13 protein-coding genes and 2 pseudogenes are annotated in these 14,165 nt (G+C 33.1%); 10 read left to right on the forward strand and 5 right to left on the reverse strand.

Annotation, left to right across the window (positions count from 1 at the left end; genetic code table 11):
- The first annotated feature begins 125 nt into the window (after positions 1-125).
- The 4 genes and pseudogenes from wTpre_RS00385 to wTpre_RS07350 form a co-directional block, all read left to right on the forward strand.
- On the forward strand, positions 126-434 hold the full coding sequence (locus tag wTpre_RS00385) for a hypothetical protein (protein ID WP_068651135.1): 309 nt from the start codon (positions 126-128) through the stop codon (positions 432-434).
- 18 nt (positions 435-452) lie between these two features.
- Positions 453-1,679, forward strand: coding sequence for a tRNA (N(6)-L-threonylcarbamoyladenosine(37)-C(2))-methylthiotransferase MtaB (mtaB, locus tag wTpre_RS00390; RefSeq protein ID WP_068651137.1), 1,227 nt, complete (start codon positions 453-455; stop codon positions 1,677-1,679).
- A gap of 59 nt (positions 1,680-1,738) precedes the next feature.
- Positions 1,739-2,653, forward strand: a complete 915-nt coding sequence (locus wTpre_RS00395) for a P44/Msp2 family outer membrane protein (RefSeq protein WP_068651139.1) — start codon at positions 1,739-1,741, stop codon at positions 2,651-2,653.
- 114 nt (positions 2,654-2,767) lie between these two features.
- Positions 2,768-2,998: pseudogene (locus wTpre_RS07350) on the forward strand (transposase family protein); the annotation flags it as partial.
- A gap of 225 nt (positions 2,999-3,223) precedes the next feature.
- Here the strand turns inward: wTpre_RS07350 and wTpre_RS00405 are convergent.
- The 3 genes from wTpre_RS00405 to secD all read right to left on the reverse strand — a co-directional run bounded on the left by wTpre_RS00405 (position 3,224) and on the right by secD (position 5,506).
- Positions 3,224-3,511 carry a transposase gene (locus wTpre_RS00405; RefSeq protein ID WP_068651143.1) on the reverse strand — a complete coding sequence of 96 codons (288 nt, stop codon included), beginning with the start codon at positions 3,509-3,511 and terminating at the stop codon, positions 3,224-3,226.
- 60 nt (positions 3,512-3,571) lie between these two features.
- A complete protein-coding gene (locus wTpre_RS00410) occupies positions 3,572-3,775 on the reverse strand; it encodes a winged helix-turn-helix domain-containing protein (RefSeq protein WP_245609448.1) in 204 nt (67 codons plus the stop codon).
- Positions 3,776-3,991: 216 nt separating this feature from the next.
- Positions 3,992-5,506 (reverse strand): protein translocase subunit SecD, encoded by a 1,515-nt coding sequence (gene secD, locus wTpre_RS00415; RefSeq protein ID WP_068651145.1) that lies wholly within the window; start codon positions 5,504-5,506, stop codon positions 3,992-3,994.
- 587 nt (positions 5,507-6,093) lie between these two features.
- Between secD and hemC the strand changes: the two genes are divergently transcribed.
- The 4 genes from hemC to pyrE all read left to right on the forward strand — a co-directional run bounded on the left by hemC (position 6,094) and on the right by pyrE (position 9,687).
- A complete protein-coding gene (gene hemC / locus wTpre_RS00425; protein WP_068651147.1) occupies positions 6,094-6,972 on the forward strand; it encodes a hydroxymethylbilane synthase in 879 nt (292 codons plus the stop codon).
- Entirely contained in the window at positions 6,963-7,847 is an 885-nt protein-coding gene (murB, locus tag wTpre_RS00430; protein WP_068651149.1) for a UDP-N-acetylmuramate dehydrogenase, read from the forward strand. Before hemC ends, murB begins: the two co-directional genes overlap by 10 nt.
- 68 nt (positions 7,848-7,915) lie before the next feature.
- Positions 7,916-9,100, forward strand: a complete 1,185-nt coding sequence (locus wTpre_RS00435; RefSeq protein WP_068651151.1) for a dicarboxylate/amino acid:cation symporter — start codon at positions 7,916-7,918, stop codon at positions 9,098-9,100.
- Positions 9,097-9,687 carry an orotate phosphoribosyltransferase gene (pyrE, locus tag wTpre_RS00440; RefSeq protein WP_068651153.1) on the forward strand — a complete coding sequence of 197 codons (591 nt, stop codon included), beginning with the start codon at positions 9,097-9,099 and terminating at the stop codon, positions 9,685-9,687. The genes wTpre_RS00435 and pyrE overlap by 4 nt, the downstream gene beginning before the upstream one ends.
- Positions 9,688-10,189: 502 nt before the next feature.
- Here the strand turns inward: pyrE and wTpre_RS05770 are convergent.
- Both wTpre_RS05770 and wTpre_RS00445 read right to left on the reverse strand, forming a co-directional pair.
- Positions 10,190-10,360, reverse strand: coding sequence for a hypothetical protein (locus tag wTpre_RS05770; protein WP_179945517.1), 171 nt, complete (start codon positions 10,358-10,360; stop codon positions 10,190-10,192).
- A gap of 293 nt (positions 10,361-10,653) precedes the next feature.
- Entirely contained in the window at positions 10,654-10,848 is a 195-nt protein-coding gene (locus wTpre_RS00445; protein ID WP_245609449.1) for a hypothetical protein, read from the reverse strand.
- A gap of 152 nt (positions 10,849-11,000) precedes the next feature.
- Between wTpre_RS00445 and ligA the strand changes: the two genes are divergently transcribed.
- Entirely contained in the window at positions 11,001-12,956 is a 1,956-nt protein-coding gene (ligA, locus tag wTpre_RS00450) for an NAD-dependent DNA ligase LigA (RefSeq protein ID WP_068651155.1), read from the forward strand.
- 230 nt (positions 12,957-13,186) lie between these two features.
- A pseudogene (locus wTpre_RS00455) lies at positions 13,187-14,143 on the forward strand (helix-turn-helix domain-containing protein).
- Positions 14,144-14,165: the final 22 nt, after the last annotated feature.

Below are 14,165 nucleotides of genomic sequence, written 5' to 3' on the forward strand. Positions count from 1 at the left end.
AAAATAATATCATTCTCTATAAATAAAATATACTTAGCCAAGATATAATAAAGATAAAATTTGAAGAAAAGCCAGGAAAAGAGAGAATTAAAGAGATACTCCAAGCTAAGCCTGAAAAAGACGTAATGTGTGCAATACCTTATTCTAAACCTGAAAGTCGTATTTTTTTTGAGCAAAACATTGTTCAGCTTGCTTTTATCCGTGAATTAAGAGATATGGCTCAATCATATGATGTTAACTTTATTGAAAATGGTGGTAAGCATCTCGCCAGGGAGAAAAGATCGATAATCAAAGGGTTGGCCACAATGATGTTTCTTGGTGTAAAGATCTTTCTATTTAAAAAGAAGAAAGTGAGATTGATGGTATTTTTGCACTATTTATACATTTATCTACCAAAAAATAGTCATTTTGCTTGGATATTTGATATAATTTAGATCTATTAAAGCAAAAGCATGAATGAAGTGATAACGTTTGGTTGTCGTCTAAACTTTTACGAGAGCGAGTTAATCAAAGAAGCATTAAAAAAAGCAAAGAGAGAAAATGTTGTTGTAGTGCATAGCTGTGCAGTGACAAACGAAGCAGAACGCCAAGTGAAGCAAAAAATACGTAAGATCTATAAAAACGACCCAAGTAAAGAAATTATCGTAGTTGGCTGTGCTGTTCAATTAGATCCTAAATCATATAGTGATATTCCTGGTGTAAGTAAAGTGCTAGGTAATCAAGAAAAGCTAAGAGCTGAAAACTATCTACTAAATAATGATAAAATCTTAGTCAGTGATAACCAAGTGGAACCTATTCTCATTAATGGATTTGAAGATAAATCAAGGGCATTTATTGAAATTCAAAATGGTTGCAATCATAGTTGTACATTTTGCTCAATTACTGAGGCAAGAGGAAATAATCGATCTGTGCCAGTAAACAATATTATAGGGCAAATTAAGATTTTCATAGAAAATGGTTATCAAGAAGTGGTGTTTACAGGTGTTGATATTACTGACTTTGGTACAGATTTGTTTGGTAAGCAATCACTCAGTTCAATGATTAGAAGAGTTTTAAAGGATATACCACAGTTAAATAGACTAAGACTTTCCTCTATTGATGTTGCTGAAGTTGATGATGAACTAATGGATTTAATAGCTAATGAGTCAAGACTTATGCCTCACTTACACTTGAGTCTACAGTCTGGTAATAATTTAATACTAAAGAGAATGAAACGTCGTCACAACAGAGAACAAGTGATAGAATTTTGTCATAAAATGAAGAGCTTAAGACCTAATATAGCATTTGGCGCTGATATTATTGCTGGATTTCCAACAGAAACTGATGAAATGTTTCAGGATACAGTTGATTTACTGAAAAAAATAAATGTAGTTTATCTACATGCTTTTCCATATTCAGAGCGGAAAAACACACCTGCTGCACGGATGCCACAAATACCAGAGAATGTACGTAAAGAACGAGTAAAGCATCTAAGAGAAATAAATAAAGAAATGATGAGCAATTTTTATCAATCTTTGCTTGGCACTGAGCAAAACGTTTTGGTTGAGCAGAATAATATTGGTAGAACAGAAAATTTTGCATTAACAAAACTTACATCAAGAGTTCAAGCTAAAAGTATTGTGAAAGCTCATGTTAAAGGAATAGAAAATAATTGTTTAATTGGAAATATTATTTCTTAATTTTTGTACATTAGAGGAATATATGATATAGTAATTGTGCTATAAGTGATAACTCCTCTATGATAATTAGATTATCTGTTGCTTTATTTTTTATCTTCATTCCGTGTGTCTATTTTTTTATTACTTATGTCAGTAATAATACACACATTGAGCAAGTACAATCGTTAAAATTAGAAAAAGATAATAATGAAAGTGTGATAAATTCTGAAGAAGTTACTGAAAAAGAAGTGCCAATAAAACGTCAAGAACTTGAAAGTAGTTCACCTTCTGTTTTCCAAGTAGCTAATCAGAAAAATATGTGGCCAAGTATTGCAGATCAAGCTGAGCCTACAAAGGAAAAACCAAGAAAACTTGTTTTCTATGTTAGTGCTAACGGTGGTAAGATATATTCTGATAACTCAGAAATATTTGTGGAAGGTATGCGTGCAATAGGAAAAAGAATTCTTGCTTTATCTAAGGGCCGTTATGTTGGTGTTCTTTTAGACCTATTCTTAGGAGATGAAATTAAAAACATAAAAAAATTTAACGGTAAAATTGATTTTCAGTTGCTTGGCAGCATATCTGTAGGTTACTCTGCTGGAGAAAATGGCCGAGTTGATTTTGAGACCGTGTATTCTAAAGTCAATATCGAAGATAGTAACTCTCCTCCGGTGTTTTATAAATCAGCAAGCGTATCTGCATTCTTATTAAATTTTTACTATAACCCTAATGTTCAAAATACTCAATTTGCTCCGTATATTGGTCTTGGTATAGGATCAACAGTTTTTAGATTAAAAAGGATTGATCAATCATCTAAAAATTTAGTGCCACTGAATGTTCCTTGGCTTGTTTATCAAATAAAGCTTGGTATTGATTACTCAGTAATTCCAGAAGTTAAAACCTTTCTCGGCTATCGTTACTTTAATATTCCAACACCTATTTCAGATGATATATCCACTCATAGTATTGAAGTTGGTTTAATGTTTAATTTTTAGTAATAATATCTATTCAAGGGCATCTGAAGCAAAAGTGGTCAGTGCTTCTTTTCTTGTCATTAGACTTCTTGGATAACTTAAGAAACAAGTAGTAGAAGCAATATTAAGGAAGGTATAAATTTTGAGCAGGTAAGTAAACTTGATGAAGAGAAGCTTTGAAGACTAAGAGGAGTAAAAAGAAAAACATTGGAAAAATAATAGAAATTTTAATAGAGGAAGAGGCCAAGAAAAAGGCAAGAGGAGGAAAACCAAATAAACAATGCATGTTTGTTAATAGTACTAGAATATTTGCGCAAATACCGTACATATTTCCATATAGCGCAAAGCTATGGAATAAGTGAAAGTATTGCTGACGGCTGAATAGAAGATGCATTGATAAAACATTCAGATTTAAGGAAGATAAAGAGCTATTAAAGTAAAATGTAGAATACTAGATTTTAGTAATATAGCTAACCGAAGTAAGATCTGCTCAAGCACTGAAAGGCAAAATTAATAGCCGAATTAATATTGGGCCAAAAGGTTTGTAGAGCCTTTCTTATGGAGCGCTTGATCAGAACTTCTCAATTCGATTTAAATCTTTCGAGTATGGAGGCAAGAATAAAATTTTACACCCAATATTTTTATCACATTTTTCGTCCTTGCAGATTTATCAAAACTCGCATTGTCGAGAACAATAGTCTGTCCAAGTTTAAATACAGGAACAAGTACATTTTCTACATAAGCATCAAAAATCTTGCTGTTGCAGTAGCCATCAATTATCCATAGTGCTTTAACTTTTCCTTCATTCAGTGCTCCAATTATGCTTACCTTCTTTCTTTTGAATCCTGGGCAAATAACCTCTTGCCTCTTTGAGACCACCCATATTCATAAAATTCATTGTCCTCTATTCCAGACTCATCTATGTATATCAAGTTTTCTTTATTTATTTCTTCTACTTTTTTTTATGAACTCTTTGCGTTTCTCTTTATCTCTTTCTTGATAAAGAAAAGTTTTTTTATATGTATAGTTTACTTTGCTAAGGTAGTTATATACTGTGCTTCTACACATATTACCAAATTCTTCAATTATCTTTTCAATCCTAATATCCTGATTTCCATTCATAAATTTGATAAATCTATCCATATCTTTAATCTTATGGCCATATCCTTTGTGATAGTCTGAAGGTGGTTTCCGTTTCTTTTTTCCTTTTCCTCCACAAATATATTGGTTTTATGCTCACTAAATTGGCAAACATGTTACAAAGTTTTTGAAGACGAAAAGACTGGACAGCTACTTGCATGACAACTATTTAGTTGTCTTTTCTCGTCTATCTTATTTTGTCACTCTGCTGAACAGATACTAAAGTACTAGCTTTTGCAGGTTAATGCACAGTTCTATCAGAAGTTTTGTGACTATAATTGCAGAAAACATTGAGCATAAAACTCCTATCGATAAAGTGACAGAAAACCCTCTAATTGCTCCGCTACCAACAATGAACATTATTCCTGCAGCAATCAGTGTGGTGAGATTTGAATCAAGAATTGTTTTTATTGCATTTTTAAACCCTTCTTCAATGGCACGAGCTGTTCTTTTTCCTGCTCTTATTTCTTCGCGGATGCGTTCAAATATTAGAACATTTGCATCCACCGACATGCCAACAGTTAGTGCAATTCCAGCAATTCCAGGAAGAGTAAGAGTTGCTTCAAGTAAGGTAAGAATGAGTAGTATAGAGATTACATTAAAAACGAGTGCAACAGACGCCAACAAGCCTAGTTTGCCGTAAGTAATGATTATAGATAAACCAACGGCTATGATAGAGATTATTGCTGCAATTTCTCCTGCTTTTATTGACTCTTCTCCAAGGCTTGGACCAATGTTTTTTTCTTCAATTATTTTAAGTGGTGCAGGTAGTGCACCTGATTTTAAAAGTATTGCAAGTTCACTCGCTTGTTTTTCAGTGAAATTACCGCTAATTTCTCCCTCTCCATTTAGAATAGGTTCACGTATTGTTGGTGCAGTTAAGACTGTGTTATCTAAAACAATTGCAAAAGGCTTTCCTACATTTTCTTTAGTAGTTTTTGCAAATTTTTTGCTTGCTATGCTGTCGAATTTGAAATGTACTGTAGGTTTACCTAAATTGCCAAATCTAACTGATGCGTTAACTAATGAATCACCGCCTATTTCAGTTTTGCGGAATATCGGGTAGAAATTACCCAAAGAATCCTTGAGCATAATCGTAGTGTCGTGATCGATATCTTGCATTTTAGTTACATTGGTGTTTACCAAATGGAAGGCCAGCTTGGCTGTTTTGCCAAGCAGAGATTTTATCTGCTGAGTGTCTTCTACTCCAGGAACTTGGACTAATATCTTATTTTGTCCTTGTTTTTGCACACTTACTTCCTTAGTACCAAGCTTATCTAAGCGTCTTTGAACATTGACTATTGACTCTGAAACTACTTCATTGATTAATGAATTCTTATAATGCGTTTTATATGAAAGGAAAATTGCAGTATTTTTTCTACTCAATTCTAAATTTGGGTTTATTTTATGTATTAACGTTGAAACTTTTTTGTAATCATCAATATTATTTAAAGTTACAACCACTTGTTTATCGTTTTTTGCGCTAAATTCAATCTTTTGTGTTAACAGACCTTCTTTTATTTCATCGGTTAGCATGCTTAGTTTCTCTTTGAAGTAAAAATCTAAGTCTACGTTCAGGAGCATAGATGATCCACCTTTCAGGTCGAGCCCTAGATTTATCCTCTTTTTTGAGGTGAGAAACTTATTATCAAAGAAGTTCGGCAGTACTATATATAAAGATAACAAAAAAATTAGCAATACTGAAAGAGATTTAACTGTGAGCTTGTTTAGCATAAATTTAAACTATACTTAGGTAAAGTGTAAACTGAATGGTTGCTAATCACAAGCATCTAAATGAAAAGGTCCGTGAAAGATGAAAAAGAAGCCTAGAACCAATATCTCTATAATTGATTTTGTTCTTCTAGAATATCATTTATTGAAGCAGTATATACACATATATTAGGTTCAGAGTTGGCTCTCAGATTCTCTGTTTGTTTTGTCTCATTTTATCAATTGCAAGGTAAGTGCATAAACCAAGTGTTAAGAAAATAACTATGCTAAGTGGTATGTGATTAGCAAGAAACTTATTATAACTTAAATCTTTTCAACCGAGAGGACTAGATAGAGAGGGGTGAGAGGAAAATCTGGAAATTACTACTACTGCACTTAATGCTGTTAGAATAATAGCGACAGTGGCACCTATAAGAGGTAAAATATTCTTTTTATTAAATATGCCATTAGAATCTTTTAAAAGATCAAACATACATACTCGTCGATTACTAAATGTTCGTGATACTGTGCACTAATTATAAAGTATTCAATAACTAAACTGGAGATAATAAAAATGGACATATAATATAGACATATAATATGAAGGATATATGCTAGTTAAAATAGGTACGAGAGGAAGCGACCTTGCGATCATCCAAGCTTTGGAAGCAAAACAAAGATTATTAGAGTCTTTTCCTAATTTATCCGTTGAGATCATTAAAATCAAAACTTCTGGTGATAAATATGCTAATGTAGCCCTTGCTGAAATAGGAGGTAAAGGACTCTTCCTCAGGGAGATTGAGGCTGAATTACTCAAAAATAATATAGATATGGCGGTTCATTCGCTAAAAGATGTACCTGCGTTTTTCTCTAAGGACTTAACAATTCCTTGTGTTTTAGAGAGGCTAAGTCCATGTGACGTATTTATTTCTCATAAATATAAGAGCCTAAAAACTTTGCCACAGCAGGCTACAATTGCAACTTCTTCAATCAGAAGAAAAGTTCAGCTGTTAAATCTAAGGCCAGACTTAAATGTAGTGTCACTGCGTGGAAATGTGACAACTAGACTGCAAAATCAGAATTTTGATGGAATGATTTTATCTGAAGCAGGGCTGATAAGATTAAAAAAATATCACTTAATTACAGAGGTATTGCCACCAAAAGTCATGTTAAGCGCAGTAGGGCAGGGGGCAATTTGCATTCAATGCCGAAAGAATGATATAAAAGTTATCGATCTTTTAGAGAAAATTAATAATAATATATCTTTTATAAGGGCGAAATCAGAGCGCAGTTTCATGAAGACAGTAAATGGTTCATGTTTTACACCGCTTGCAGCTTTAGCAGAATATGTGAGTGAAAACATGCTACATCTTTATTGTATGTTAGCGGGCGAGAGAGTTATATGCTTTACTGAACGCACTGCGTTTGTAGAAGATGCAGAAAAAATGGGTATGGATGCAGGATTAGAGTTAAAATCAAAATGCTTATAAGCTTACCTAAAGTATGTGGAATATACCGTTATAATGTTTCACTGTCTAAAGTAACTTGGTTAAATGTTGGTGGACAAGCTGATGTACTATTTAAACCACGTGACGTTGAAGATCTAATGTGCTTGATAAAAGATACTGAGTTACCAATTAGCATTATCGGTGCAACATCTAACATAATAGTGCAAGATAGTGGCATTCGAGGAATAACGGTGAAATTAGGCAAGGAATTTGCATATATAAAATGTAAAGGTAATAACTCCATTGTTGCAGGTGGTGCTGCATTGCTTAGTAACCTTGCATACTTTGCCGGGGAACAGAAAATTAGTGGGCTTGAGTTTCTTGCTGGAATTCCAGGAACAGTTGGCGGTGGGATAGAGATGAATGCAGGTGCATATGGCAGTGATGTTGCGAGTGTTGTAAAGTTTATAAGGGCAGTGAATCTAGAAGATGGAAATTTATATGAATTTTCCAGTGAAGAAATGGGATATTTTTATCGTGGACATAGTCTAGAAGGTAGGTGGATTTTTATTGAAGCTGAATTTAAAGGAGTAAGTTCAGAGTATGAGCTTATATTGCAAAGATTGAAAAAGGTTATTGATAAAAAAAATAAAAGTCAACCAGTAAGAGGAAATACTGCTGGTTGTATATTCAAAAATCCAATAGGCTGCAAGGCATGGAAACTGATTGATGAGTCTGGCTGCCGAGGATTAAGTAACGGTAGAGCTAAAATTTCTAAGAAACATTGTAATTTTCTGCTCAATTACAATAACGCAACTGCATTCGACTTAGAAAACATTGGCAACAGAGTAAAAGATGCAGTAAAAGATAAATTTAACATTGAACTTGAGTGGGAGATAAGAGTGTTAGGTGGATAGCTGCTGCTGATTATCTTAACCTAATTCCAAAAGTTATTGTATAGTATCATTTTGAGGTTTTATTTTCGATGCGCAAACTTGCAATATTCTTTTCTATACTATTTGCAATTGTCGCTTACTATCTAAATAATGAAGTGCTATTTGAAGTAGCAAAGCTATTTAGTGATATATTCATCAGTTTGTTGAAACTAATCAGTTTACCTTTGGTTTTTCTATCTGTCGTTTCCACAATTTCAGGGCTTAAAGACTCAATTGAAATTAAAGTATTACTTAAGAAGACGCTGTTTTATACGCTGCTTACAACCATTATAGCTGCATTTGTTTCTCTATCTTTCTATTTATTTATAGATCCAGTAAGAAAAAATTTCATAAGTAACACAATAGAAAGTGTGAGTGACAGCAACCACAATTACTTTTCATACTTAAAATCACTCATTCCATCAAATTTTGTGCAAGTTTTTCTTGAAAATAACGTTATTGGCAGCATATTGATTGCTTTTTTGATGGGTGGAGCTATTATTTCGCTCTCAAAAGAAAAACAAGATATATTACACCAAACATTTTCTGCACTATTTGATACACTTCTTAGCATTACTCAAGGGTTATTAAAGTTTATTCCTCTTGCTGTATGGTCTTTTATCACATGTTTTTTATGCGAGTTAAAAGGTGGCAGCGAATTCCATAGTCTTTTTTGGTATTTTGCTTGCATAATGTCTGCAAATTTCGTGCAAGCATTTGTGATTTTGCCACTACTTATGTGGCATAAAGGTATATCACCAATTCAAACGATGAAAGGTGTTATGCCAGCACTTACACTTGCATTTTTTTCTAAATCATCTAGTGCAACGCTGCCTACAACTATAGAATGTGTGCAAAATCAGCTAAAGGTACCAAAGAAATTGTCATCTTTTATTCTACCAATATGCACAACAGTCAATATGAATGCGTGTGCTGCATTTATTTTAATCACAGTGATGTTTGTTGCAGAGATGAATGGGCACACATTTTCCTTAAGTGAGATGTTCATATGGATTTTTTTAGCTACAGGAGCTGCAATTGGTAACGCTGGAGTGCCGATGGGGTGCTATTTTATGGCAACTAGTTGTTTGGTATCAATGAATGTTCCTTTGTACATTATGGGATTGATTTTGCCTATTTATACAATTATTGATATGTTTGAAACTGCAATAAATGTATGGTCTGATATCTGTATAACACAGATAATTAATAAAGAATTTAAAACTCAAGAATGATATTAGATAATACAATAATAAAAGAATTTGAAGAGGCTGGTGCGATTTTGCACGGACATTTTGTACTCTCATCAGGGCTGCACAGCAACACTTACATACAATGCGCTAAAATTTTTGAAAATCCAAGCGGAGCAATGAACGTTTGTGAGCTATTGGCGAATAAAATAAGAAAAGAGCTTATTGAACCCATAGATTTAATACTATCTCCTGCAATTGGTGGAATAATAGTGGGTTATGAGATTGGTAGACAGCTTGGAATCCGAACAATATTTTGCGAACGTGTTAATGGTGAATTTGAATTACGCCGTGGATTTGAGATTAAACAAGGTGAGAAGATATTACTAATTGAAGATGTGATTACCACAGGTAAATCTTCACTTGAAGCAGTAAAATGTGCAGAAGAGAAGGGAGGTGAAGTTTTTGCTGGAGCTTCTTTGATCAAGAGAAATAGTGAAACAAAACTACCTTTTCCTATCATATCTTTGATTGAACTAAATATCAAAAACTATAGCGAGGAAGAACTGCCAAGTGAATTAAAACAATTACCCATAATGAAGCCTGGGAGTAGAGGATATTTAACAAAATAATTCTATATATGGCTAAAGTGATTCAGTAACTTCTACGTGTTATATGTCGATCTTTTTGCATCAAAGTTAGATACTACAGTTTATTTTTCTGTATTTGTTCAATAGAATGGCAAAATAAGATAGACAAGTAAAGATATAAAGTAAAAACAATAATAGGTGTCATTCCGGTTTGTGAAACTTGCTTTATGTAGTTTCATTGCAAACGTTGTTTTTATTATAATACCTCCTATGATTAGTTTGCCTATGAGCACTAGTGTCTAGGCACTGGAATGAAAAGAAAAGGCTAATTGAGTGACAGGAAAGGGAGTACTAAAAACAAATAGCTGTCATTTCAGCGCGTGACGATGTAATCCAGAAAGGAACAATGGATCCCAATTTCGCACAGTAGACATGCAACTTAACAGATATTTTTCTCTTTATTTATCCTCAGGTTTTTATGGGTTAAAAAAAAACATAAAAACCTTATATAAAACCCCTGTTGTGATTAAAAACACACTAAATCTTAGTTTTTACATATTTCATCTTGTGCAGCAAAAGACAATAATTTTGCGCTCTCAAGGAAACTTTTTGCACTATCTTCTAAGATATTAGATTTTATTTCTGTAAGTTCACATTTAATCTGATCTATTTTCCCATTCATATTTTTATGTGCATCTTCGATTAATTTATTCATTTCATCTTCTAAAAGTATTCTTATTTCTTTGCTTTGTGAAGTGACAATATCGGCTACTTTGTCTGTAATTTTAGGTTTTATAAGGCTTTCAATTTTTTCTTCAGTGTGTTTTTTACTGCTTCTTCTACCTGAGTTTATATTTCTGGCTTTAGCAGGTCTGCAACTTCCTATCCTACTTTTTTTTCACTACTTTTTTAGCATTTGCTTCCACTTACTTTACTGTCTTATCAAGAGAAGTCGATATTTTTCTATTTGATTAGCTTGCTCTTCAGCTAAAGTTAGCATTTTTCCTTCTATTTTTTTACTTCATCTTGAGATGCTTTTCTAGCTTCTAGTTTTAAATAGTTACCCATTTTAGATATTACTTGATTCGCAGCTTCTTTTGCTGTTTTGCTTATACCAAGAATTTTATCAAACATTCCTGCACGATACTCTTGAGAGACGAAGTTTGATTCGTTAGCCAAATTTTTGTAATTGTATTCTTTCATAATGTACTCCTTAATTTAAAAACTATACTAATATTAATATATAAATACAAAAATTATATTAATATTAGTATAGTTTTTCAGGGCAGTAGTATAAATTTATAGTACCTTAAAAAAAATCATGACTTGACGATAAAGAGCATTATATTGGTATCATGACTGACTTGGAAAAGATGAGAGAAAAACTGCAAAATCAAATTAACTATCATAATACCTTATATTATCAAAAAAGTAAGCCAGAGATAAGTGATGCTGAATATGATGAACTGAAGAAAGAGTTAGCTGCAATAGAGCCAAAAGCTTATGCAATACAAGATAGTGTTGGTGCTCCACCTGATGAGAGATTTTCTAAGGTGGAACATCAAGAACCTATGCTTTCTCTTGAGAATGCTTATGATGAGCAAGGTGTAGAAAAATTTTTGTCTAAAATAAAGAGATTTTTAATTGCAGATGAAATAGAAATACTGTGTGAGCCAAAAATTGATGGATTGTCATTTTCTGCAATTTATGAAGATGGGAAATTTGTTAAAGCTGCAACTCGAGGTGACGGTTTTGTAGGAGAGGATGTTACTCACAATGTTGCAACAATAAAAGACTTTCCTAAGTTTTTACAAGATGTGCAAGGAAGACTAGAAGTAAGGGGTGAAATATATATCAGTAACAGCGACTTTTTAAAGTTAAATGAAAATAATGAATTCGCTAATCCTCGAAATGCAGCTGCTGGTTCTTTAAAGCAAATGAATGCGAACATTACAGCAAAAAGGCCTCTTAGATATTTTGCTTATTATTTAATTGGTGGAATAGAGAAAAGTCAAAGTGAGATACTAGAAAAGCTTGAGAAATTTGGTTTTTGCGTAAATGAGCATCGTTCCTTAACAAGTAGTTTGAATGGAATGCTCTCGTTCTATAACGAGATCTATGACTGTCGTTATAACTTGGATTATGATATCGATGGGATAGTCTATAAAGTGAATGATTTGGTACTACAAAGTCGTCTGGGAAGTACACACAAAGCTCCACGCTCAGCACTTGCATATAAGTTTTCTGCTATTTATGCGAAGACAAAGTTAAATAAAATATTTATACAGGTGGGTAGAACGGGGGTTTTAACTCCAGTTGCAGATTTAGTACCAGTCAATATTGGTGGAGTATTAGTTAGAAGAGCAAGTCTACATAACAAAGATGAGATAAAACGTAAAGATATAAGAGAGGGAGATGTTGTAACAATTAAAAGGGCTGGGGATGTAATTCCTCAAATTGTCAAAGTAGATGAAGGTTCTCGTCATACAAATATGCCTGAATTTGTTTTTCCTGACATATGTCCTGAATGTGGCAGTAAAGTGCAGATTGAAGGAGTGGCAGTAAGATGTCCTGAAGAATTTAATTGCAAGGCTCAAATAGTAGAAAAACTAAAACATTTTGTATCAAAAGATGCATTTGACATTGTTGGCTTTGGTGAAAAACAAATAAAGTTTTTTTATGATCTTAGCCTAATAAGACAAATTCCAGACATTTTTATTTTAGAGGAAAGATTAAAAGAGTTTTCATTGAAAGAGCATCATGGTTGGGGCGAGAATTCAATAGCTAATCTATTAAGTGCTATACAAAACAGAAGAGTAATCACTCTAGATAGGTTCATATTTTCTTTGGGTATCAGATTTATCGGCCAAGTTGCAGCAGAATTGCTCGCAAATTATTATGTATCTTATGATAACTGGTATAATGCGATGTCATTAAATGATGTTGAGTTGGTAGGTATAGATGGTATAGGAGAAAAAGTAGCTGAATCTTTAAAATCGTTTTTTTCTCAGGAACGTAACATTAAAATGTTAAATAACCTTACTGCATATCTGCAAATTCTTCCCGTGAGCTCCAACTCTAGCGATTCTTTTTTGAATAACAAAACTATAGTGTTTACTGGTAAGCTACGTGCTATGAGCAGAGGGGAGGCAAAAGTAAGAGCTAAAGTTTTAGGGGCAAAGATCAGTTCAAGCCTTTCTACTAAAACTGACTATTTAATTGCAGGGGAAGATCCAGGTTCAAAATATAAAAAAGCAATGGAATTGGGTGTGGAAATTTTAGATGAAGAACAGTGGAACAAGTTGTGCTAAACACAACTTAATCTGATGGGAATGAATTAACTGATAGAAGAATTAAAAACTAATATCAGACTCTTATTTAATACAATTGAACACTCCCTGCTCTTTATAAACATTTATGCAACAAAGCCAGTTAAATAGCTAAGCACCCCTCTAATATATGATTTCTCTGTATTAAACAAGATTTAATCTGACACTTTAAAAAAGTAAGTTATAAAATAATAAAGAAAGGAGTGTTAGAAATGAATACAATACAAACAAAAATATTAAAACCAAAACTAGGTTTATTAGAGCTAGCAAAACAGCTCGGGAATGTATCTCAAGCGTGCAAAGCAATTGGATATTGAAGAGATACGTTTTATAGATTCAAGGAGTTATACGAAAATGGAGGAGAAGAGGCGTTACATGAAATAAGTAAGAAAAAAAACCGCTATTTGCAAACAGAGTTTCCGAAGATATAGAAAGAGCAGTAGTAAATATTGCAACAGAATTTCCAGCATATGGACAGCAAAGAGCTGCAAATGAGCTGAGAAAAGAGGTATCCGAAGGTGGTTGTTATAGCTAAGAAACGACATTAAAACGTTCAAAAAAAGACTTAAAGCCCTTGAAGCGAAGGTTGCACAAGATGGAATAATTTTAACTGAAGAGCAACTTGCAGCTTTAGAGAAAGTGAAAGAATAAAGATGGTGAAATTGAAATACTGGTTATTTGGGTTCTCAAGACACTTATTATGTAGGCAATATCAAAGGTATAGGAAGGATCTACCAGCAAACTTTCATTGATACCTATTCAAGGGTTGCTATGGCAAATAGACAAAACTGCAATCACTGCTGTAGATCCTCTTAATATACCATTCTTTGATGGATAAAATGTGTCATTATCACGCATTTTGACTGATAGGGACTGTGGCAAAACAGAGAATCATTCTTATCAGCTTTATTTGGGAATTGAAAACATTGATCATTCAAGAACTAAGGCCAATTCTCCACAAACTAATGTAATATGCAAGAGGTTTCATAAAACTACGCAAGATGAGTGTTACAATATTATCTTTAGAAAGAAAATCTACAGCTCTTTGAAAGATTTGCAGATTGATGTTGATCATTGGCTGCGTTCTTACAATGAGACAAGGCCTCATTTAGGCAAATATTGCTATGCCTATGCAAACTTGTCTTGATAGTAAACAAATTGCTTTTTAGAAAAATATTAGTAACATTAAAC

The sequence above is a fragment of the Wolbachia endosymbiont of Trichogramma pretiosum genome, assembly GCF_001439985.1.
Taxonomy (GTDB): Bacteria; Pseudomonadota; Alphaproteobacteria; order Rickettsiales; family Anaplasmataceae; genus Wolbachia.